Raw genomic sequence first — 21,433 nt, 5'->3', positions numbered from 1 at the left:
GGTCGTACGCCATGTGCCGTATGCACAGGATGGAGTCGTCACGCACAGGATGGATTCGTCGTAGGTCTCACTCGTCCGCCGGCCCGCCGGAATCGGACGGCTGCTCGCCGAACAGCTCGCGCACGGTGGCCCGGTGGTTGGCCCGTACATGGGCGAGGGCGTCGGCGCGCGCCCGTGCCGGGTCGCCGGAGGCGATGGCCTCGTACAGGGCGCGGTGTTCGGCCAGTTGCCTGGGCCACTGCTCGTTGCGCCGGGTCAGCCAGCGCAGCCGTCCGCCGACCGGTTCCATCACCGAGATCAGCAGGCTGTTGCCCGCCATGGCCAGGACGCGGTCGTGGAAGAGGGTGTTGAGGTCGGTGATCCGTTCGGCGTCCAGCGCCCGGGTGGCTGCGGCGGCCCGCTCCAGCACCTCCGCGAGCGCGGCGAGGCTCTCGCGGCCGGCGCGCTCGGCGGCGAGACCGGCCGCGTACACCTCCAGGGCCTCGCGCAGCTCGAAGAGTTCGTCGACGTCGCCGACCGTCAGCCGGCGCACCACCGCGCGGCGCGGGGTCTCGAACAGCACGAAGCCCTCGGCGACCAGCGCCCGGACCGCCTCGCGCACCGGGACCCGGGAGACGTCGAAGCGCTCGGCGAGTTCGCGCTCGACGAGCCGGTCGCCGGGGCGCAGCCGTCCGGCGATGATGTCCTGCCGCAGTCCGGCGAGCACACGCTCGCGTACGGCTCCCAGCGGTTCGGCGGTCGTCATGTCCCCATGATCCCCGACCGGGGCGGTGGTTGTTTTACCGGGCCGTAACCGCCGGGACACGATCGGTGGTGATCGAGGGGTCGACCATGGGGCGCGACTTTGGTATACCAAAGTCGCGCCCCCATTTCCCCCACCGGGAGGCCCCGTGTCCCTCGCCGACCGTGCCGAGACCACCGGCACCGCCGCGTTCGTCCCCGATCCCCGGCTCACCAACGAAGACCTGGCGCCCGCCACCACCCGCAAGTGGAAGGTCTTCGACCTCTTCGCGCTGTGGATGTCCGACGTCCACAACCTCGGCAACTACACCTTCGCCGCCGGGCTGCTGGTGCTCGGCATGAACGTCTGGCAGGTCTTCACCTCGCTGCTCGTCGGCTTCGTCCTCATCTATCTCGGGATGAACATGATGGGCCGCATCGGCCAGCGGCACGGCGTCCCGTTCCCCGTGGTCAGCCGCATCAGCTTCGGGATATGGGGAGCCAACATCCCCGCCCTGATCCGGGCCGTCATCGCCATCATGTGGTACGGAATCCAGACCTATCTGGCCTCCGTCGCGGTCAACGTGATGCTGCTCGCGGCGATACCCGACCTCGTCTCCTGGACGCGCCACTCCTTCCTCGGGCTCGACGCGCTGGGCTGGACGTCGTTCCTGGTCCTCTGGGTGGTCCAGGCGCTGATCATCAGCCAGGGCATGGAGTCGGTCCGTAAGTTCCAGGACTTCTGCGGCCCGGCGATCTGGCTCGTGATGATCGTGCTCGCCGTATGGATCCTCGCGAAGGCCGGCTGGTCGATCTCGCTCACCTCCACCCCGCACCCCGTCTCCACGGGCAAGCAGTTCGCCCAGTGGTTCGGCGCGATCGGCCTCATCCTGTCGATCTACGGCACGCTGATGCTCAACTTCTGCGACTTCTCGCGCTTCGCACCCGACTACCGGACCGTCCGGCGCGGCAACTTCTGGGGCCTGCCCATCAACTCGACGGCGTTCGTCATCGTCTCCGTCATCGTCACGGCCGGCTCCATCGAGGTCTTCGGCGAGGCGATCACCGACCCCGCGCTCCTCGTCGCCGAGGCGGGCAACACCTGGGTGCTGGTGCTGGGGGCGCTCACCTTCGCGATCGCCACGATGGGCGTCAACATCGTCGCCAACTTCGTCTCACCCGCGTACGACCTGGCCAATGTCTGGCCGCAGAAGATCAGCTTCAAGGTCGGCGGACTGATCAGCACCGTCGCCGCCCTGCTGGTCACGCCCTGGAACCTCTACTCCAACCCCGCCGTGGTCAACTACTTCCTCGGCGGCCTCGGCGCCTTCCTGGGACCGCTGTTCGGCGTGATCATGGTCGACTACTACTGGGTGAAGCGCGGCCGGATCGACGTCGACCAGCTCTTCGACGCCGGGACGGACTCCCGCTACTACTACCGCAAGGGCTTCAACCCGAAGGCGCTCCAGGCGTTCCTGCCGTCGGCCGCCGTCGCCGGAGTGCTCGCGCTCGTACCGTCGTTCGGCGACGTCGCCGCCTACTCCTGGTTCATCGGCACGGCCGTGTCGGCGGCGCTCTACGCACTGCTCTGCCGTACGGAACGGGCCGTGTCCGCGGCCGAGGAGCCCGTGGCCGCCCCGCCGGTGGCCGCCGAGAGCGCGGAGGTCTGAGCGGCGTGCGGATCGTCGTCACCAACTGCAACACCACTCGGACGATGACCGACGAGATCGTGCGCGGCGCCAGGGCCGCCGCCGCCCCGGGCACCACGATCACCGGTCTCACCCCGGCCTGGGGACCCGAGTCCGCGGAGGGATGGCTCGACAGCTATCTCTCCGCGGCGGCGGTCCTCGACACCCTGCGCCGCTACCGGGAGCCGTACGACGCCGTGGTGATGGCGGGGTTCGGCGAGCACGGCCGCGAGGGAGCCAGGGAACTCGTGGAGGCGCCCGTCATCGACATCACCGAGGCCGCCGCCCACCTGGCCTGCCTGCTGGGGCGGCGCTACGGCGTCGTCACCACCCTCGACCGCACGCGCGGCCAGATCGAGGACAGCCTGCACACGGCCGGCGTCGCCCAGAACTGCGCCGCCGTCGTCGGCACCGGACTGGGCGTCCTCGACCTCGGCGACGAACGCCGCACCACCGAGGCGTTCCTGACCGCAGCCGCCCGGGCCAGGGACGCCGGAGCCGAGGTCCTGGTCCTCGGCTGCGCGGGCATGACCGGGCTCCAGCGCACGGTGGGGGAGCGGCTCGGGATGCCCGTGGTCGACGGCGTCGGCGCCGCCGTGAAACTCGCCGAGTCCCTGATCGCGCTGGACCTCGCCACCAGCCGTACCGGCGGCTACGCCCGCCCGCTGCCCAAAGGGCGCTCCTGGTCCGCGCCCGCGTGAGGTACGGACGGGGGCTGCCCGCCGGTCATCCGTGGTCGCGCGGCGGGCGCAAACGGTCGCTTCCGGTCGGGATCGAGGAAACGGGAAGGGGGAGGCCGGAGCGAGGAGAGCATGGTGGCCCGGCCACCGAAGGGAACACCCATGCCCCGCAAGGACGTTGCCCGAAGACTCCTGGTCCCCGTCACCGCCGTGCTCGCCCTCGTCCTGCCGGCCACGAGCGCGCGGGCCCTGCCCGCCGACACCGCGACGGCCGGGGCCGCCGCCACGGCCGCGCGGCCGCTGGACCATACTGTCTGGCTCTGCAAGCCCGGCATGGCCGGCAACGCCTGCGGGCAGGACGCGGACGGCAGGCCCGGCACCCCGGACGGGGAACTGGTCACCCGCTATCCCGGCGGCGCCACCCGGTTGCTGGACGACACCAGGATCGCGGCCGACGGAAGCCGCGAGCGGGTGCCCTTCACCGTCACCGGCGCGCCGCCCGTCGACTGCTTCTACGCCTATCCCACGGTGGACCTGCTGGCCAATCCGCTGCTCCAGACCGGCAGCCTGCCGCCCGCGCGCCAGGACGCCCACCAGGCCGTCACCCTCACTCAGGCCGCCCGCTTCGCCGGACTGTGCCGGCTGTTCGTGCCGGTCTACCGCCAAGTGCCGCTCACCGGGCTGCTCGCGGGGATCCTCACCGGCACGGACACCGATCTTTCCACCGCCACGATGGACATCCGCGACGCCTGGGACGACTACTGGGCCCACGACAACCGGGACCCGAGGACCGGTGAGCGCCGCGGAGTGGTCGTCCTCGGACACTCCCAGGGCACGGCGACGGCCGCCGCGATGATGGCGCAGCGCGTGGACGGCGACGCCGAGGTGCGGAGCCGGCTGGTCTCCGCGATCCTGCTCGGCGGCAATGTGGAGGTCCCCGAGGGCCGGGACTCGGGAGGCGGCTTCGACCCGGACTCGACGTTCCAGCACATCCCCGCCTGCCACCGGGGCGCGGGCGAGCCGATGCCCACCGGCTGCGTCGTCTCGTACTCCTCGTACGCCCTGCCCGACGGTTCCCTCCCGGTCGCGATGGGCCGGACGGCGCGGCCGGGCCATCGCGCCGTCTGCGTCAACCGGCGGCGCTGCTGCGCGGCGAGCCCGCCGACGCGCGGGTCCCCCTCGATCTGCACATGCCCACCCGGCGGCTCGTCGGCGGCAACGCGCTGCTGCCCAACGGGCACCTCACCGTCCCCCTCGGCGGATACCGCCTCCCCGACCTGCCCACCGGCTTCGCCCACCACCCGGCCGCCATCAGCGGGGAGTGCGTCCACGCCACCGACTCCGGCGGCAGCGCCGACTGGCTCCAGATCGGCGGCGACCTCTCCGCCTTTCCCGCCTCCGCCCCCACCAGCCTGACCGGGCTGCACGTGGCGGACTTCAACGTGGCCCTGGGGGACCTGGTCCGGCTGGCCACCGTCCAGGCCGGAGCCTGGCTGGCGGAGCGCGAGGGCTGAGGGGACCGACCGGGACGCGCACCGGCTCCCGCCGAGAGCCGTAAAGCCCTCGACGGGAGCCGGTGCGGGCCGGTGCGCGGTGGTTCGGGGCGCCTACTTCGGGGTGTAGATGACGCCGAGCTTGTCGATCTCGTCGCCCGAGCGCCCGGTGAAGCCGCTGATCCGCCAGCCCGTGGGCGCGGTGTACGTCACGGCGTCCGAGGTGGGGGAGCCGGTGGCCAGGGTGCGTCCCTTGTCGGTGCCGAACGCGGCGGAGAAGATCCGGGTACGCCCGTCCTTCTGGCCCTGGGTGAGCGTGACCGAGGTCAGGTGTTCGCCGGAGGCCAGGGTGAGGGAGGCGGCGGTGCCACCGGCGCCGCCGTGACCGAGGACCGTACCCCCGTCGAGTGCGAGGGTGAGGCCGTCGAGCCGGGCGCCGCCGCGCAGGGTGAGGGTGCGGGGCTCGGGGGCGGCGGGCAGGGCGCCGGCGTCGTTGAAGGCGGTGCCGTGCGGCCCGCCGATACGGTCGGAGGCGCGGCGGTCGGCCGGCAGCGACCAGCTGAAGGCGGTGGAGTGCGGGTAGTGGTCGGACAGGTGCTTGCCCGCCGAGTCGAGGAACCCGCGCCATTCGTTGGCGTAGCGGGTGGCGGTGAGCTTCAGCAGCGGGCCGCCCCGGTAGAGGACCTTGTCCACCACCTCGCAGTCGTCGCCCGGCGCGAGCGCGTCGCAGACCAGCGCGTCGCTTCCGGCGGCCGGGGCCGAGCCGCCGCGCGCCAGCTGCACCCAGGCGTCGGTGAGGCCGTTGTCCGAGACGAGTGTGCGGATGTTGTCACCGGTGCGGGTGTAGCGGGTGTTGGTGTCGCCCATGACGATCACCGCGTTGGAGTCGCTGTAGCTCTTGATGAAACGGGAGAGCTGTTCGATGTTGGCGCGGCGCGCGGCGAGCGCGGCGTCGGTGGTGTCGGCGTTGGTGTGGACGTTGTACACGTCCACGAACACCCCGGCGGCGAGCCGGACGCGGGCGAGCGAGAACCCTTTGGGGGTGAGGCAGTCCGTGCCCGTGCAGTTGCTCCAGCGGACCCGCTCGAAGTCCTCGAAGGGGTGGTCGGAGAGGGTGTTGAGCCCGTCACCGAACGCCGCGCCGCCACTGGTGGCGGTCCGGTACGGATGGGAGTCGTTCGCGTACAGCGAGGCGTGATAGTTGAAGTCCTCCTGCACGTTGACGATGCCGTACGGCGCCAGCCGCTGCCCGATGAGCGGCGTGTTGACCTCGGGGTTGCTGTCACCGAGCCCGAGCGGCAGCCCCGCGATGTTGTACGTGAGGACGTTGAACGTGCCGGAATCACCGGCGGCGGCCGCGGCGGCCGCGGCGGGCGCCGCGCCGGCGCCGGTCAGGCCGGTGAGCGCGAGGGCGCCGGCGGCCACGACGCCGGCCAGTCTTCGGATCGGGGTTCGCATCGTGGGGGCCTCTTCCCGTGAGGGTGTGGGGACGGGCGTACACGTCCGCGCCGCGTCGGCCGGACGACCACTGTCTACGGTGAAGTAACTTATAACGCAAGAGAGTTGGGGAATTCTTCAGCGCTTGTTCCGGCAGGCGATACGGCGGTCCTCGTCGTACTCCTTGACCGTGTTGGTGATCTGATGGCCGAGGCCGAACAGTTTCATCGCCATCCGGAACTCCGCGCCGAGGCTCAGCCGCTTCACACCGAAACTGACTTCTTCACCGAGCCGGAGCCGTCGAAGTCGGCGTGCCGCTGCGGATCGGTGATCACGGCGAAGGCAGCGGAGGGCGGCGCGGCGATGGTGACGCCGCGCGAGATCGTCACATCAGGCGCCATGGTGCTGGTCCTCTCGCACGCTGCTGCTCGGCCCGCGGCTTCCCTCCCTACGTCGTGGGCTCCACGGCCTCCGGATTCGGACGGCCGAACGGCAGCGCCGGGGGTGCCAGGCTGAGCAGGGCATTCGAGGTCGCGTTGTCCGCTGGGTGGAAGGCCCAGATCTTGTGTCCTTCACTCCCCGGCAGTTCCAGGACGTGCTGGTCGAGTGCGAGCGGTCCGAGCCTCGGGTGCCGGAACAGTTTGTGGTCCATCGTCTTCTCGAAGAGGTGGTGCTCGCCCCAGGCGGATCTGAAGAAAGCGCTGTACGTGGACAGCTCCTTCACAAGCTCTGCCACACGGGCCGACCCCGCCTCGGAGCCGGCCTGTGTGCGCAGGGCTGCCACCATGCAACTGGCGAGTTCGGGCCACTCGGCGAAGAACGCCGGTGCCCCGGGGGCAAGGAAGACCATGCGGGCGTAATTGTCCCGGGGCTCCAACCCTTCGTGAAGGAGATCGCCGAGTGTGTTGCTGTCCACGATGTCGAGCCATCGGTTCACCAGCAGTGCGGGTACCGTCATGGCGCCGAGCAGATGGCGCACTGCCTCCAGGCGATCAGTGCCCATGCGGAGGCCCTCGCCGCCCCCGCCCACGGCAGCCTCCGGGGCAGATAGTTCGCGCAGGTAACGCGCCGCGACGGTGTCCAGTAGCAATGCCTTACACAGGCCTTCCACCACTGCGGGGGACGGCCGGCGTTCCCTCCCCTGTTCGAGGCGCACGTAGTAATCGGTGCTGATCCCGGCCAGGAGCGCCACCTCATCTCGCCGCAGCCCGGGCACCTGGCGCTGTGCCCCCGCGACAAGCTGGTGATGTTCAGGCCGCACCCGATTCCTTCTGGCACGCAGGAAAGCCGCCAGTGGTTCGCCTCCGCCGCGCCCCTGTGAAACCTTCATGCCACCAGCATAAGGATGTGGTGTTCGCCTTCTCGGGGACAAGGCTGTGCCCCATCACGGCTGCCCGGCTCCAGTTACGCGCTACGCGACGCCGCCGAGACCAACACGAGCAGCGTATCGATGCCGCCGGAACTACGGCTACGCGCGGCTGGGCAGGCCGTAGGGTCGGCCCGCAGCTCTGGCTGTCGCACCACTGACGCCTGAACGAAGTGTGCCGGCCCTCAGCGCGAAGAGGCTCGGCCGGTGTCGACCGGCGCGGCTGGTGTTCGGGGTGGGTGTGGCACTCCTACCCGCCCGGTTCGACGGGTGGCTAGCGTGTCGAACGCCTACCGAAGAGTCCGGATCACAGTCGGCAGCGCCTCGCTCCACTGCCCGGCCCCGGGAATGCCGTCAGGGCGCCGTGTGATCGCGGTTGGCTTCCCGGCACCCGTACAGAACGCCAATGAAAAGAGAGACACCGATGTTCGTCATCACCGGCGCCGGCGGCCGCACCGGACGAGCCGCCACTGTGCACCTGCTCGCAGCCGGACACCGCGTCCGAGCCGTCGGCCGTTCGGCCCAGCGGCTCACCGACCTTGCCGCGCGGGGCGCCGAGGTGTGGGAAGCCGACCCGACCGACCCGGCCGCGCTGACGGATGCCTTCCGGGGCGCGGAGGGCGTCTACGCGGTGATCCAGCCCAATTACCTTCCCGACCACCCCGACTTCGGCGCCTTCCAGGACCAGGTGGCGGCCTCCCTGACCAAGGCAGTCGCTGAGTCCGGCGTGACGCGTGTCGTCGGGCTCAGCAGCTGGGGAGCCCGGCACCCCAAAGGCACCGGACCGGTCATGGGGCTCCACCGCTTCGAGCAACGCCTCTCGGCCGTCCCCGACATCGACACACTGTTGTTGCGGGCCGGCTACTTCATGGAGAACCTGCTGGACCACATCGACACGGCCAAGGCCCACCACCGCATCACCGCCCCCTTCGATCCCGACCTTCCGCTGCCCTTCGTCACCACCGGAGACATCGGAGCTCGTGCGGCGGAGGAACTCGCCACCGGGGCCTGGCACGGTACGGAGGTCCTGGAGCTGCAGGGGGAACGCGACGTGAGCATGCGGGAAGCCGTGGGCGTGATCGCGAACGCCGTGCGTGCGGAGGACTTCGCCTATGAGCAGACCAGCGTCGCCGACTTCCACGCGGAACTCCGGAGGAAAGGCGTGTCCGTCAGCGTCGCGGACATGATGGCCGAGGTCGGCGAAGCTCTCAACTCCCGGCACACGAAAATGGAGCAGCCGCGTACCGCCCGCACATCCACCCCCACCTCCATCGAGCGGTTCATCGAGGATGAATTCGTTCCCCGGTACCGCGCAGCCTGAACGGATTGAAGATCCTGGCGGGGCTCACCGCGACGGACGCATCAGTTGCACGTCGAAAACGACCCGGCACGGCCCTGTCTGTCGTGACCGGGGGTGTCGTTGCCCGCAGTGGATTTCAGGGTTGCCACAACGACGACCTGGACCTTGACCGAGCAGGACGGGCCGACGAGCCCCACCGGGGCGGCTGCCGTCAGCTCGGCGCGTACTTCAGTGATACGGTCTAACCTGCGTAAGGTGAGATCGCTAAAATTAGCTATGAAAAGTTAAGGATGTCTATGAAAGTGATGTTCAGCGCAACTCCTGCCTTTGGTCACATACTGCCCTTGGTCCCGCTCATGCAGGGGGCGGTCGATGCCGGTCACGTCGTAGGGCTGCTGTCGAGTGACGGATTCCGGTCCGCGGTCGTCGAGGAGGTGCCTCCGGAGGTGGAGTTCCTCGGCGCGGGCGTGATGCCGGACGTGTTCTCCGAGGAGGCGGCCCGCCGCACCGGTGCCGATGTGTTCCATCCGACACCCGCGACCATCGGTGAGATCTTCGGCGGCGCCCGTGTCGACCTCGCTGTCGAGGAGAGCATCGAACAGGCCATCGCATGGGCTCCGGACCTGGTTGTCGCCGAGCCGTTCGACGCGGTCGGTCCGCTCGTCGCCGCTCGGCTCGGCGTCGCATGGCACAGGGCGGGCATCGGCCCGGCGCTGCCTGCGGTGATCACCGGTGAGATCGAGCGCGTGGCCTTGGCCCGGTACGACCGGCTGCACCTTCGCCCAGTCGCGGCCTCAAGCTATATCGACCCGTGCCCTCCGCAACTGCAGGATCCGGACTGGTCTCCCGTCGCCCAGGTGCGAGCGGTTCGTCCTCAGGCCCACCGTCGACTGAAGGACGTCGCGCTCGACCTGCCCGACTCCGGCGAGCACGACAAGCCGACGGTGCTCGTCACCTTGGGCACGATCTTCTCCGACCCGGACACACTTTCCGCGGCCGTAACGGCGGTCGCGGACGCCGGCGTCAATGTGATCGCCACGCTTGGCTCGTCCCTGAGGCACCCGACCGCGAGCCAGGCGGCCCAAGTCGACTCGACGAGTGTGCAGTACGTGCCTTTCGTTCCGCTGGACCAGTTGCTCGAAAAGGTCGACCTGGTGGTCGGTGCCGGAGGTGTCGGCACAGTTGTCGGCACCCTCGCGCACGGCCTCCCGATGGTGCTCTGGCCCCAAGGCGCCGACCAGCCCATCAACGCCGCACGCGCAGCCGCATCAGGGGCGTCGATCACGGTCGACTCGGCAGCCGGCATCTCTTCGGCCGTGGCGGCAGTGCTCGAGCAGGGCGCGTACCGCGAACGAGCCCAGGCAATCGCAGTAGAGATCGCCAAGCTTCCCTTGCCGGCCACGGTGATCGCGGAGATCACGAATCCGTAGCGGGTAGTCGTAGTCGTCGCCGGTGTCGTCACCCGTGGTCAGTGGTGTCTTTCTGGGGTACTTCAATGAGGGCGGGCGCTTGTAAGGGCGAGCGATGGCCTGCCGCCCAACTGGGGGGCGCCTGGGTGAGGGACCGCCGCTGACTCCGCGTACAACCGCGACAACAGGGCTCCCTGGTACTGCTCGATTTGGTTCGCGCCTGCGAGCTGCCAAGGGGTCCTGTCTTTGTGTCGAGATCACCCGCCCGAAGATCACCCCACCCGGAACCCTCTGCGGACAACCGCAGAGGCGCAGCGCGTACGGGCAGCGCGGGCGGGTGGCGTGGCGGTCACCGCCTGGTGTCGAGGCCCAAGCTCGACCTGGTCGTGTCCTGCTGCGGTTTGTATGACGTCCAGTCAGAGTCGCGGAGCGAGGAATGGCTCTCGCGCCGCCTCCGCTACGGGCCGCCCGTTTGAGGGCGTCGCGAGTCCGTCAACGGGCACTGCGGGCGCCGCCCCGCGTCCAGCACGTCCAGCGCATCCTGACCGTCATCGCGGTCACCTCGAACGCATCGGCACCACCTGCCGCCGTCACCTGTCCGGCAGCCCCGGAGCCAACCGCTCTCACCCGCTCGCCATGACCGCCTCGACTGGCAGCACAGCCCCCGGTCCTGGCGTATCGCGACCCACCTCGCAGGCTGAATGATCGTCCTCAAGGGTCGGCCGGCATCTTGCCCCAGTCACCGGCGGGCCAAGACGAGCTCCGCGAGCAGCCTCCAGCCTCCCTGGACCGGCACATCACGCGTCACCGCTGCAATCCGGAATCTGGCGCTGTCCAAGATCCCCGACGGCGTCAGGCGCTCGGCCTGGAGCGGAGACGTCGTCGACCTCGATGACGCGCGGGGCTTTCTCACCGTAGCTGAGTGGAGCCGCAGTTGATGTCTGTGGTCGCGAACGAGGAAACGAGAACAGTGTTCTTGACGTGGGTCCGGGCGGCAGTGCAGAGTGGTCCACGCGAGAGAACGGTGTTCTCGCTTTCTGAAAGGGATGGCCTGCCATGACCACAGCAACCTCAACTTCTTCCTCTTCCTGGACCCACCGCGCTCCCTCTCGCCTCTGGGATCGCATCGGCCGTAGCCTGATGGGCTTCAACGCCGTACTCACCTTCGGCGTGTTCATCAACGGGCTCTTCCTGATGGCGGACGCGAGCGACGACCGCCTCATGGTCGAGGGCTGGCGGACCTTCGGCTACTTCGTGTTCAGCGCCTTGTGGGCCCTGCTCGCGTTCCGGCCGCGTCAGGCGCCAGTCGTGTGGGAACTGATCATGTTCCACAAGATCGCGGCGTCGGCGCTGGCGCTGACCATCACCCACACCACCGAGGGCGCGCAGTCCGCGATCACCGACCCCTGGGTCGCACTGTCCACCATCTCCGCCTACGTCGCCTGCCGGGGATGGCGGTCATGGCGCGTCCTCAAGCGCGAGGCCGCCCTGCCGACCGCAGCGTGAGCCGCCGCCACCCGACACCTTCCGTCCCCGGGGGAGATCATGAGCGCCCAGCCCTCCCCCTCGAAGAGCGCAGTCCGCAAGGCAACCCCGGAGTGCTGCGACGATTCGTCATCATCTCCGCGCTCCTCGCACCCGTAACGATCGTGATCGGCCTGGCAGTCCTCGCGGTGATCCCGGTGGGCATCGTCGTCCACTTCACCCCGCGTGGGGCGCGTTGCCGGATCGCGGACCAAGCCCCACCAAGGACACGCGCCTCGCATTCGCCGTCGCCATCGTCCTGGCGGCACTCGCCTGCAGCGCCGCCTACCACCGCCGCGAGATCCGCGACGGTGGTAGGCGACAATGATCCGGAAGGAGCCACAACACACCGGCTACCCTTCTTCGCGACACAGGTGCCGTGCCGACCGGCCGGCACGCCACGACCCGGCCGAAGCGCCCTGGCTACGAGGTGCGTACGAAATGACATCGCGGCAAGCAGCGCGCGAGCACATGATGGCCCAGATCGTGAACGTCGGACGCGAGCATCTGAAGACGGTGCTCCCCGCCGACCTGTCACTGCGCGCCGTCGCCCGCGACATCGGCGTCGTACCGTCCGCGCTCTACCGCTACGTCCGCGACCGCGAAGCCCTCATCACGCTCCTCATCGTCGACGCCTACGACGAACTCGGCGACGAAGTCGATGCGGCCCTCGCCGCCGCCTCGCACCGACCTCACCGCGAACAACTCGAAGCCGCAGTCCTCGCCTTCCGCGCGTGGGCCGCCCGCGAGCCCTCCCGCTTCGCTCTGCTGTACGGCACCCCTGTCCCCGGCTACACCGCCCCCGGCCAGCAGACCATCGAATCCGGAACCCGATTGGCCGCCGCCCTCGTCACCATCGCCGAAGACGCCTGGCGCACCGGACACCTCAAGAAGATCGACGCCACGCTCAGCCCGACCCTCCGCGCCGATATGGAACGCCTGCGGCACAGCTACCACCTCGATATGCCCGTCGAGAACGTTGCACGCGTCTACGGGCTGTGGTCGGCCGTCATCGGCGCCGTTCTGTTCGACGTCTTCGGCCAGCACGGCCCGGACACCATCAGCGACCACCAGGACTTCCTGCGGGCCCACACCGCCGGCCTCGCACACACCATCGGGCTGTGACCGCTGAAGCTCCGCGGACGCGCGTTCCGAGGTCAGCGTCAGCACGCGTCCGGTCGCCGACGTGGCTACGGATCCGAGGATCCACGCGGAGGGCCTGCGTCTTGGTCCGGCAGGACTCCGAAACAACTAAAAGAACGTGTGTGTCCTGTCGCCGGACCGGGGGAGTGGGCGGGGGCAACTTCGCGCGTGCTGCCGCCTGAAAGTCCAGAGTTCCAGCAGGTCAGCGGAGACTGGACGGGATGTCAGGCACCGCAACGGGACGGATCACAGGGAGAGATTCTTCCTGGCGAGCCGTCATCGCGAAGGGGAACCTGTCGATTTCCAAGCAGAGATCGACATCGTCTGGGTGGTATCCGCTCCGCAGCCCACCGGCAAGTTCGGCCGCGGCGCGAGAAGTCCTCGCACGGTGGAGATACGGGGCCGCCTCGACATCGCCTCCGGCCATGGACTGACCGATGTATTGAGCGCAGGCCAGGTCCTCGTCGGCCTGGCCTCCCTCACCGGCGACAACGAACGTCACCGGGCCGGAATCCTCGGTCTGCAGGAACCGCGCGGTCGGGCCGGCCACCACGAAGCTCGCGCACAGGACCAGGGGTGCGTTCGCGACGGCCAGCGCGCCCACGGTCCCCGCCGTCGTCTTCTGCACCAGTGTGCGGCCGGCGAAATCGCATGACCTGAGCAAGCCAGGTGAGTTCACCGCGTCGAAGCCCGCTGCTGGAGCTCCGTCCTTCAAAGCCAGCCAACCCGGGCGGCTCTCCTTCAAGGCAAGTGCCTCACTCTCCGTTGAGGCCAGGACGATTTCTCGACGCCACGCGAGAAGGCCCAGGCAGCCACGGTGAAGGCGCGCATGACATCGATGACGACAGCAACACGGGGAACGCCTGTCAACTCTGGGATGCCAACGAAGTGATGGTCCATCGCACATTCTGACGCCCCTGGATCATCCCGAGGGCACAATTGATCCGGCTCCCGTCGGGGTGACGCTCAGCGAAGCAGACCTGACCGGGGTGCCGGTGGACAGGCTGTCGGCACCCGCGTGACCCAAGCGTAACGGTCCGCATTTCGTCGTTTCCAAGCGCTGCATGTGGGTCTCACGATCGAAGCAAGGCGGCCGACTGACTCGGCGGCCTCGCCTGCGCGTCGCGCACGCAGAATCTGGAGCTGCCGCTCGCTGGGGTGATCTCTCACGCCGCTTCCTCGGTCCGACGTGTGCGCGGACCGTGCGGTGCGGCTCGACCCGGACAGCCTGATGGCCGGGTGGGTCCGGCGGCGAGTACGGGTGGTGGGCGATGGCCTCGGGCAGCCGCGGCTGTCGGCGCCGCAGCACCGTCGCGTCGGTGGCGGCGCCTTGCGGAGGGTTTCGTGGAGGGATCTCTGCGCGCTAGGGTTCCGCGGTGACTTGGTCCGAGCGTGTGGTTGAACGGGAAAGTGTGCGGCTTGTCTGCCGGGACTGGGGCGGAGACGGGCGGGGGCTGGTGCTGCTGCACGGGCTGGCTGGCCACGCGGGTGAGTGGGATGCACTGGCCGGACCGCTGAGTTCGGTGTATCGGGTGGTCGCAGTCGACCAACGCGGTCACGGTGTCAGCGGCCGCTTTCCTTCTGACGTCTCCAAAGATGCCTTCGTTGAAGACGTCGCCGTTGTGGCGAACCAGTTGGGCCTGGAGCGCGTTGTCCTGGTCGGACAGTCGATGGGCGGACACACGGCCATCCTGATCGCCGCGAGACATCCTGAGTTGGTCCGCGCGCTGGTGGTCATCGAAGCCGACGTGGGCGGCCCCGACCCCGAATGGCCCGGGCATATCCGCCGGTGGTTCGACTCGTGGCCGGTTCCCTTTCCCTCGCGCGATGCCGCAGTCCGGTTCTTCGGCGGCGGGGCGATCGGCACGGGCTGGGCGAATGGTCTGGAGGAGCGCGGTGGCCAATGGTGGCCCCGCTTCGACCGGGACGTGATGGTCCAGTCCGTGGCGGACACTGCCAAGCACTCCTATGCACACGAGTGGGAGGGCGTCACCTGCCCCACTCTGCTCATGCTGGCTCAGTCGAGTTTCATCTCACCTGCCCGGGTCGACGAACTGATGCGCCGCCGCGTCCCGGCCATGTCCGTCAGCATTCCCGGGACCCGACATGACCTGCACCTGGAGCAACCCGAAATCGTGTACGACCTGATCTCTCAATTTCTCGCCGGCCTGCCTGCGTAGGGACGCGCCGGGCCCCCGCTGGTGTGGCCGCGTTCGGCTGGCAGCCGTCTGCTGGATCGAAGTCAGCTCCACCAACTGGTGCGCCAATCCGCCAACTGAATTGCTCAGCCGCGCTTGACGGGGTGAACCGATCGCCAGCGGCAGCTGGTCGTGCCAGGGGCAACGGGACGGGCTGTATGGGCGCCGATTTTCCACCCGTCATCGTCGTCTCAGCGCCGCAGCGGATGATCCGTCGTCCCGCGCCCTCCACTACCGTTGTCACTCCACCACGTCGGCGTCCCAGGACACCTTGATCAAGGTCGCGGGTTCCAGATGGCGGGTGGAGGAAGCTCTCCGAAGTGAATAGGGGCTGGCCGGATTGGATGAGCCCCAGGTCCGCCGCCACCCTTCCTGTGCCCGCTGGGTAACTCTCGCCATGCCGGCCATACTTTCCTCGCGTACGTCCGCGCCGACGAACACGCACACCGCTCCACGCCTGGCGTCCCGATCCCGCTACCTGCAACGAGATCCAGCGCCTGTTCATCAGTGTTGTTGTCCGGCCCGTTCACGGCCCGGCCCACTGCTGAGATGGTCCGCCTGGCGACGCGGTCTCCGGGCGCGGCCAGGAGCCGGCCATTACCGGAGACAAGTGTGACAGGGCACTTCCGCCGGCCACCCTGAGCACCGGAGTTGGTCGCCCCGAGCCAAAAGCCGAGGGGTTCCTCGGTCGCTGGGAGTAGGTCCTGCGCCTCAGGCGCGCTTCGCGCCTGCCTGGCTAGGGTCGGTCCTCATGGAGACCACAGGAATCGTTCGTCGCCAGACGGCGGAGCGTATGCGAGACGCTCTGGATCGGCTCGTTACTGAGCGGGATGTATGGGTGTCGACGGCTCACCCTGATCACGGGCCGCACCAGGTGCCGTTGTGGTTCCTGTGGGATGGGCGAGCGGTGTGGATGTGCACCAGCGCCACTTCCGTGACTGCGCGAAACGTCCGTAAAGAGCCGCGCGTGTGCCTGTCACTGCCGGACACCTTCGACGTGGTGCTCCTCCAGGGTGAGGCGAAGTGCTTCCCGGACCAGGAGGTGCCCGGAGGCGCAGCGGAAGCGTTCGCCGACAAGTTCGGGTGGGATCCACGTGTAGAAGAGGGTTCGTTTCTGTATGTATGCGTAGTTCCGAGGACTGTCCGCGCTTGGCGCGGCGAGCCAGAACTACGCGGGAGAGTCATCATGCGCGGCGGGATGTGGCTGGAATATCGGCCGTCCCTCGCCGAAGCCCCACTCTCAGGTCACTAGAGGCGCCCCGTCGTAGTCGCAAGTCAGCGGTAGAACTGCCAACCGAAGGTGTACTGCTTGTCGTGATGGACGCGCGCGTCCGCCTGGTCGTTGACGTGGGCGGCTGTGGTGAGGGGGAGCCCACTGTCTCGTCATATTCTTCTCCCGTGTCGAACTGGTTGCGGTCTCTGGGTAATGCGTTCTGGGCTCTGAATCGAGCCCTGGGTGGACAGCGGCGTCCGACTCGGATCCAGAAGTGGGTGGCCCGACACCCGGTCGGCGCCGGTCTCTGTCTGGCCGCCCCCTTCACGCTCTTCTTCTGGCTGGTGGCGTCTGAGGATGAACCCGACAATCTGCTCTTCTCCGTGCTCCTCGGGCTGATGATGGGAGTCTTCTTCGGTCTCACGGCCTTCTTCGAGCGGCTTCGGCAGCGTCGACTCAAGCGTCTGGGTATATGGAACGGATCCTGATGGAAGGTTGCTCCTCCTTCCTGTTCCCGTTCCCCCCGTTCTCGTTCCTGGCCCTGGCTGGTGTCCTCAGGCGCGGCGGCAGCTCGCACCGCCACGCCGGTGGGAGGCCCCGGGCACTGCGGAAGCGGTGGAACGGTGGACCGCCGCGATGCGGGAGTTGAGCCGTCGCGCGTTCTCCGAGCCCGACGTCGTCCCGGACGATGCGCCGATCCCGATCACTCGCGCCGGCCCGCGCACAGCGCTGCCGTCAGGGCGGCGGCCCCGGTTTCGTCGATGCCCGGATCCCGTTAGGGAAGAGGGCAGGTGAGGGGAAGGACTCGTTCGGTCAGCCGGCCGGTGAGGTGGGTATCGGTCACGGCGGCGTCGGTGAGCCAGTCTGCCGTGGTCAGTTGGTTCGCGAGATCCCGCAGTTCAACGGGGTCAACGGCACACCAGGATGTGAGGGGTTCCAAAGTGATGCCCTCGCCGGAGGGGCCGAGTTGTCCGTCGGCGCTGGTCCGGGTGGCGAGTGTCAGGGCGAGCAGCCGGGTGTTCGCCGAGGCTTTGAGTTTGCGGAGCTTCTTGTCCGTGACCACTCTCTGGGCCCATCCGCTGAGCTTCGGCCGCAGTTTCTTGCCGAACGTGAAGGGGCTGGGTGTGTCTGGGCGGGGTGTGAGGGAGGGGACGGCGATGGGGGTGGGGTTTTCCGGCCGGGAGGCGAGAAGGTCGCCGACGGTGCCGGGGATGCTCAGCCACCCACACTCGGCCAACTGCTCGGTCAGATGTTCCGGATCGGTCAGGCCCAGCCCGGTGAGGTCCTGTCCGACGAGGTTACCGACACCGGTGTGTGCGGTGCGCAGGGTCAGCATCACTACCAGCAGGCGCGCCTCCGGGCCGGGCAGCGGGCTGTTGGCGGTGGCGTGGTCGAGGACGGACCGGGCGTGCTCCCAGTGCGCGGGGCCGGTCAGCAGGCGGGGCACGACCGGACCGTCGGCGTCCGTGCCCTCGCCTGTGCGCTGCTGGTGCTGGAGGCGGGCGGCGGTGGCGGCCTGCTCGGCGCGCTGGCCGTCCAGTCGCAGGCGTGTGTCGCCGGTGGCATCGGCCCAGGTGGCAAAGGCGCGTGCCTTACGCGCGTGGAGGTCGGCGAGCAGTGCCAGATCGGGCTCGGGCCGCTGCTGGTAGGCGCGGAAGAGGTCACCGAGCTCGATGAGTTCGTCGCGCAGCTCGACGGGCCGCAGGTTGTAGGGGATGACCCGTTGGGCGATCTTCTTTTGCCGGTGGCGGCTTCGCGCAGGGGCGGGGCGGGTAGCCGGAACCCTCTGCGCGTCGGCCGCGGGCGAGGGGCTGTGGGAGAACTGCGCGCTCGCGGGCATGGTCGACGGCCGGCCGTCAGCCGCCCGGGTTCCCGACGACAAGACAGGGGCGGGAGCTGGCGCGGCGGTGGAGACGATCTTCGCGCCGGGTGTGGCGCTCGCGCAGCGCGAGCAGCATTCCATGGCCCGCCACCAGCGTCCTGCCCGGTCGCTGAGCACGGCCAGAACGACCGCACCGCCGCACCGCCAGGGTTCGGGGCGCTCACCACGGCGGTCGGGACGGGCATGGGCGTGGCAGTCCTCGGCCTTGCAGGCGCAGTACGCCTCGGCCCGGGGCCCGGAAGCGGCCCGCAGATGGGCCTGGAGGTGAGCGGCCGCCGCCGCACGGCCGGCCGCCGCGGACGGCAGACGCTGCGCAATGCAGGAGGGACGGCTGCACGAGATACGTACCGCCGCGCTCCCACGGTCTGCAGCGTCCAGGCGCACCGTCCACCTGCGCCCCAGTACTCGTTCATCCAGCTCGCCGGACGTGGTCTGCGCCATCCTGTCTTCCTCCTCTGGTGTTCCCACCGCCCGCCGCCGCGTTCACTGCGACGGACAGTGGCGTGGCGGCGGCTCTACCGTATGCAGGGATACGGCCCTATGGCTGGTGAACTCCCTCAAACTGGTGAACTCCCTCAATGCGCCGGGAGTTACCGTCGCCGGATTCGCGGCCTTCCCGAACGCCCTCGGTCTTTGTTTCGAAGGTTCACTCGCAAGGGTGGCCCCGGCGGATTGAGGGGAGTGGCTCGGACGCTGTACGACACCAGCTCACGCTCACTGCCCCGGTCCGGGGCAGGGCCGAGGCTCCACCGTACGAAGCGGCGCGTGTGCGGCCGTCAGCTCGTCGGGGCCTCGACCTCGGCCTTGAGCGCCTGGAGCCAGACGTCCAGCCCTCCGCCGAGCATGTCGGCGACGGCGTCACGGTCAGCCCCTTGCAGCGAGTCCAGCAGCGGGGCGTCCCAGGACTCCTGGGTGTGTACGTGGGTGCCGTTGTCGGTCTTGGTGAAGATCCAGAGGTGCGTTCCCTTGTCGATGGTGATCGCCTTGCCCTTCGCGGGCCCCTCCCAGATCACGCACGTGCCGGACTCCACGTGCTTGACGCTCGACGTGATCGTCAGGGTGTCCGCCGGAGCGAAGTCCGACTTGGGCACGGGAGTGGTCCACCGGAACTGGGACGTGGAGGAGAAGGCGCCGGAGTCGAGGCGCTCGATGGTCAGGACCGCGTCCTGCCACTTCTTCCACTTCACGACGTCGGTGTGCACATCCCAGACCCGTTCGATGGGCGCGTCGATGTCGATGTCGGACGAGCGGGTGAGGGACGCCTCGGGGTCCGTGCTCTTCCCGCCGCACTGATTGTCCTGGGACTGTCCGGCCGCCCCGGTGGCGGACGCGGCGGCCGACGCGGTGGGGGTGTTGCTGTCCTTGGCGCTGGGCTCGGAGTCGTCGCCGGAGGCGCAGCCACTGAGAGCGATGGTCAGGCCCACGGCCGCGGCGATCGTGGCGGCGGCCTTCCTGGCGGGACGACGCGGGGAAGCGGAGACGTGCATGGAGCTCCTTGTTTCTTGTTGTGGTGGAGACATGTTGTGGTGGAGATTTCAGGAGTGGTGGTGTGTCTGCGGCACGGCGCCGACCTTCTCGCCCTCGCCCAGGACGACGAACTGGCCCATCATTCCGTTGTCTTCGTGCTGCAACAGGTGGCAGTGGTACATGTACGGCCTGTTCGGGTCGGTGTGACCGCGGAAGCGCATCGCCAGCCGGTAGTGCTTTCCCTGTGCCAGCAGGACGGTGTCCTTCCAGCCGCGCAGGTGTGGTTCCGGTTTTCCGCCGTCGACCGTCAGCACCTGGAACTGCACATCGTGGACGTGGAAGTTGTGCAGGAAGCCGTTGTCGTTGACCACGTCCCACACCTCGACGGTGCCCTCACGGACACCGAAGTCGATGCGGTCCATCGCCATCGACCGGCCGTTGATCTGGTCCGACGAGAGCACGAAGGAGCGTTCCCGCGCGACCTTTTCGCCGGCGAGGTCCGGTGCGTCGCCCAGCGAGGAAGGGATTTCGGCGCCGTCGGACAGGGCGGCCGCGGCCCGGAACCGGCAGATGTCGAGGCGGTCGTCGAAGCCTTCGATCCGTCCCAGGAAGCCGCCGTACTCGGACGGGTAGGAGCGAAGTTCGACCCGCTCTCCCGGCTTGAAGGCGACCACGATCTCGGCGCGTTCCCCCGGCGAGAGGTACAGGCGCTCGGTGTTCCACGGTCTGGCGAGCAGACCGCCGTCGGTGGCGACGAGCGAGAACGTCCGGTCGTCGGAGAACCCGAAGTTGTACAGGCGCGCGTTGGATCCGTTGAGCAGCCGCAGCCGCACGAGTCCGGTCGTGACATCGACGTACGGGCCGATCGTGCCGTTGACGAGTACCTCGTCACCGATCACGCCCAGCGAGCCGCCCAGCGGCACCCGTTCCTCGAATTGGTTGTCCCCGTCGAACGCACGGTCCTGAACGATCATCGGGATGTCGTCGACACCGTATTCGGACGGCAGCTTCGACGTCTCGGTGTCCTCGTCGTCGATGAGGAACAGTCCGCCGAGGCCCCGGTACATGTGGTCGGCCGTCGAGCCGTGTATGTGCGGGTGGTACCAGAGCGTCGCGGCGGGCTGGTCGATCGTCCACCGCGGTCGCCAGGTCTCTCCGGCCGGGACGATCTGGTGCGGTCCGCCGTCCATGGCCGCGGGCAGGTGCATCCCGTGCCAGTGGAGCGAGGTGTCCTGATCCAGGCCGTTGCGCACGGCGAACTCGACCTGCTCGCCGCGCCGCGCGCGGATCGTCGGACCGAGGTACGTACCGTTCACACCCCAAGTGCGGGTGGTCGAGCCGGACTTGAACCGGGTCCTGCCCGACTGGATGCCGAGCGTGAAGACGCGGACACCCGAAGTGCTGATCTTCGACTCTGCCAGCGGCGGGATCGACAGGGCCTTGTCGAAGGCGATCTTGCCGACCGTGTCCTGTGCCGCGGCGGCATAGTAAACACCGTAACCGCCGCTGGTGAGGACAACCGCGCCCCCTATACCGAATCCGAGGGCCTTCAGCGCTGCGCGTCGTTTCATGGGGACACCGTCCCGCGCCGGAGGGCCCCTTCGCGTCGGCGAAAATTACGTAGACCCGGTGTGCCGCCGACGGTTCCGCCGACAGCCGTGAAGGAGAGAACCTTGGCTCGATCCCGGATCAGGGAAGCAACCACCCTGGACGACGCCGCCGTACTCGGCCTGATGACGGAGTACATGACGTGGGCGCTCGCCACGTTCGAGCGCACCTACGGTTTCGCCATGGCCGGTGACGTCCGGCATACCGGCGCGGCGCGGTGCGCACCTGGGCTCGCGGATGCTGGACTGGCTGCTGGAGCGCGCCCGTGATGACCTCAGCGCCCGGACCGTCCGGCTGGACAGCAA

The 21,433-nt window shown here is 68.9% G+C and carries 19 protein-coding genes and 1 pseudogene; 11 read left to right on the top strand and 9 right to left on the bottom strand.

Translation table 11 applies throughout. The annotated features are described in order from the left end of the window. Positions 1-67: 67 nt before the first annotated feature. On the bottom strand, positions 68-745 hold the full coding sequence (locus OG627_RS00520) for a GntR family transcriptional regulator (RefSeq protein WP_329060269.1): 678 nt from the start codon (positions 743-745) through the stop codon (positions 68-70). A gap of 145 nt (positions 746-890) precedes the next feature. Here OG627_RS00520 and OG627_RS00515 point away from each other — a divergent pair, with 145 nt between their 5' ends. The 3 genes from OG627_RS00515 (at position 891) to OG627_RS00505 (ending at position 4,504) form a co-directional block, all read left to right on the top strand. Continuing rightward, positions 891-2,390, top strand: a complete 1,500-nt coding sequence (locus OG627_RS00515; protein WP_329060267.1) for an NCS1 family nucleobase:cation symporter-1 — start codon at positions 891-893, stop codon at positions 2,388-2,390. A gap of 5 nt (positions 2,391-2,395) precedes the next feature. After that, positions 2,396-3,109, top strand: a complete 714-nt coding sequence (locus OG627_RS00510) for an aspartate/glutamate racemase family protein (protein WP_329060265.1) — start codon at positions 2,396-2,398, stop codon at positions 3,107-3,109. Positions 3,110-3,250: 141 nt separating this feature from the next. Further along, positions 3,251-4,504 (top strand): DUF3089 domain-containing protein, encoded by a 1,254-nt coding sequence (locus OG627_RS00505; RefSeq protein WP_329060263.1) that lies wholly within the window; start codon positions 3,251-3,253, stop codon positions 4,502-4,504. 191 nt (positions 4,505-4,695) lie between these two features. Here OG627_RS00505 and OG627_RS00500 read toward each other — a convergent pair whose 3' ends face one another. The 4 genes from OG627_RS00500 to OG627_RS00485 form a co-directional block, all read right to left on the bottom strand. Next, positions 4,696-6,027, bottom strand: coding sequence for a jacalin-like lectin (locus OG627_RS00500; protein ID WP_329072236.1), 1,332 nt, complete (start codon positions 6,025-6,027; stop codon positions 4,696-4,698). A gap of 129 nt (positions 6,028-6,156) precedes the next feature. Next, positions 6,157-6,285, bottom strand: a complete 129-nt coding sequence (locus OG627_RS00495; RefSeq protein ID WP_329060261.1) for a hypothetical protein — start codon at positions 6,283-6,285, stop codon at positions 6,157-6,159. Further along, positions 6,282-6,419 carry a hypothetical protein gene (locus OG627_RS00490; protein WP_329060259.1) on the bottom strand — a complete coding sequence of 46 codons (138 nt, stop codon included), beginning with the start codon at positions 6,417-6,419 and terminating at the stop codon, positions 6,282-6,284. Before OG627_RS00490 ends, OG627_RS00495 begins: the two co-directional genes overlap by 4 nt. Before the next feature lie 47 nt (positions 6,420-6,466). Beyond that, the gene (locus OG627_RS00485; protein ID WP_329060257.1) at positions 6,467-7,348 is read right to left on the bottom strand and encodes a helix-turn-helix transcriptional regulator; all 882 of its coding nucleotides are present in this window, start codon (positions 7,346-7,348) and stop codon (positions 6,467-6,469) included. A 442-nt stretch (positions 7,349-7,790) separates the two neighbouring features. Here OG627_RS00485 and OG627_RS00480 point away from each other — a divergent pair, with 442 nt between their 5' ends. The 4 genes from OG627_RS00480 (at position 7,791) to OG627_RS00465 (ending at position 12,742) form a co-directional block, all read left to right on the top strand. Beyond that, the gene (locus OG627_RS00480; protein ID WP_329060254.1) at positions 7,791-8,705 is read left to right on the top strand and encodes an NmrA family NAD(P)-binding protein; all 915 of its coding nucleotides are present in this window, start codon (positions 7,791-7,793) and stop codon (positions 8,703-8,705) included. Between the two features lie 275 nt (positions 8,706-8,980). Beyond that, positions 8,981-10,114 (top strand): glycosyltransferase, encoded by a 1,134-nt coding sequence (locus OG627_RS00475; protein ID WP_329060252.1) that lies wholly within the window; start codon positions 8,981-8,983, stop codon positions 10,112-10,114. A 1,035-nt stretch (positions 10,115-11,149) separates the two neighbouring features. After that, entirely contained in the window at positions 11,150-11,599 is a 450-nt protein-coding gene (locus OG627_RS00470) for a hypothetical protein (protein ID WP_329060250.1), read from the top strand. A gap of 459 nt (positions 11,600-12,058) precedes the next feature. Further along, a complete protein-coding gene (locus OG627_RS00465; protein ID WP_329060248.1) occupies positions 12,059-12,742 on the top strand; it encodes a TetR/AcrR family transcriptional regulator in 684 nt (227 codons plus the stop codon). Between the two features lie 220 nt (positions 12,743-12,962). Here OG627_RS00465 and OG627_RS00460 read toward each other — a convergent pair. Continuing rightward, a pseudogene (locus tag OG627_RS00460) lies at positions 12,963-13,660 on the bottom strand (2-phosphosulfolactate phosphatase). 476 nt (positions 13,661-14,136) lie between these two features. On the opposite strand from OG627_RS00460, the gene OG627_RS00455 reads away from it, so the two are divergent. The 3 genes from OG627_RS00455 (at position 14,137) to OG627_RS00445 (ending at position 16,659) form a co-directional block, all read left to right on the top strand. Next, positions 14,137-14,940, top strand: a complete 804-nt coding sequence (locus OG627_RS00455; protein ID WP_329060246.1) for an alpha/beta fold hydrolase — start codon at positions 14,137-14,139, stop codon at positions 14,938-14,940. A gap of 769 nt (positions 14,941-15,709) precedes the next feature. Next, entirely contained in the window at positions 15,710-16,210 is a 501-nt protein-coding gene (locus OG627_RS00450) for a pyridoxamine 5'-phosphate oxidase family protein (protein WP_329060245.1), read from the top strand. Between the two features lie 239 nt (positions 16,211-16,449). Continuing rightward, positions 16,450-16,659, top strand: coding sequence for a hypothetical protein (locus OG627_RS00445; RefSeq protein ID WP_329060242.1), 210 nt, complete (start codon positions 16,450-16,452; stop codon positions 16,657-16,659). A 287-nt stretch (positions 16,660-16,946) separates the two neighbouring features. Here the strand turns inward: OG627_RS00445 and OG627_RS00440 are convergent, their stop codons facing one another. The 3 genes from OG627_RS00440 to OG627_RS00430 all read right to left on the bottom strand — a co-directional run bounded on the left by OG627_RS00440 (position 16,947) and on the right by OG627_RS00430 (position 21,091). After that, on the bottom strand, positions 16,947-18,494 hold the full coding sequence (locus tag OG627_RS00440) for a hypothetical protein (RefSeq protein ID WP_329060239.1): 1,548 nt from the start codon (positions 18,492-18,494) through the stop codon (positions 16,947-16,949). Between the two features lie 335 nt (positions 18,495-18,829). Then, positions 18,830-19,540 carry an SRPBCC family protein gene (locus tag OG627_RS00435; protein WP_329060237.1) on the bottom strand — a complete coding sequence of 237 codons (711 nt, stop codon included), beginning with the start codon at positions 19,538-19,540 and terminating at the stop codon, positions 18,830-18,832. 48 nt (positions 19,541-19,588) lie between these two features. Then, positions 19,589-21,091: a multicopper oxidase family protein gene (locus tag OG627_RS00430; protein ID WP_329060235.1), complete on the bottom strand. Its 1,503-nt coding sequence runs from the start codon at positions 21,089-21,091 to the stop codon at positions 19,589-19,591. A gap of 102 nt (positions 21,092-21,193) precedes the next feature. Between OG627_RS00430 and OG627_RS00425 the strand changes: the two genes are divergently transcribed. Further along, positions 21,194-21,397: a hypothetical protein gene (locus OG627_RS00425; RefSeq protein WP_329060234.1), complete on the top strand. Its 204-nt coding sequence runs from the start codon at positions 21,194-21,196 to the stop codon at positions 21,395-21,397. Positions 21,398-21,433: the final 36 nt, after the last annotated feature.

The sequence above is a fragment of the Streptomyces sp. NBC_01429 genome, from assembly GCF_036231945.1.
GTDB lineage: Bacteria > Actinomycetota > Actinomycetes > Streptomycetales > Streptomycetaceae > Streptomyces.
The sequence above is the reverse complement of the archived record's forward strand: the minus strand, read 5'-3'. Positions and strand labels throughout refer to the sequence as shown.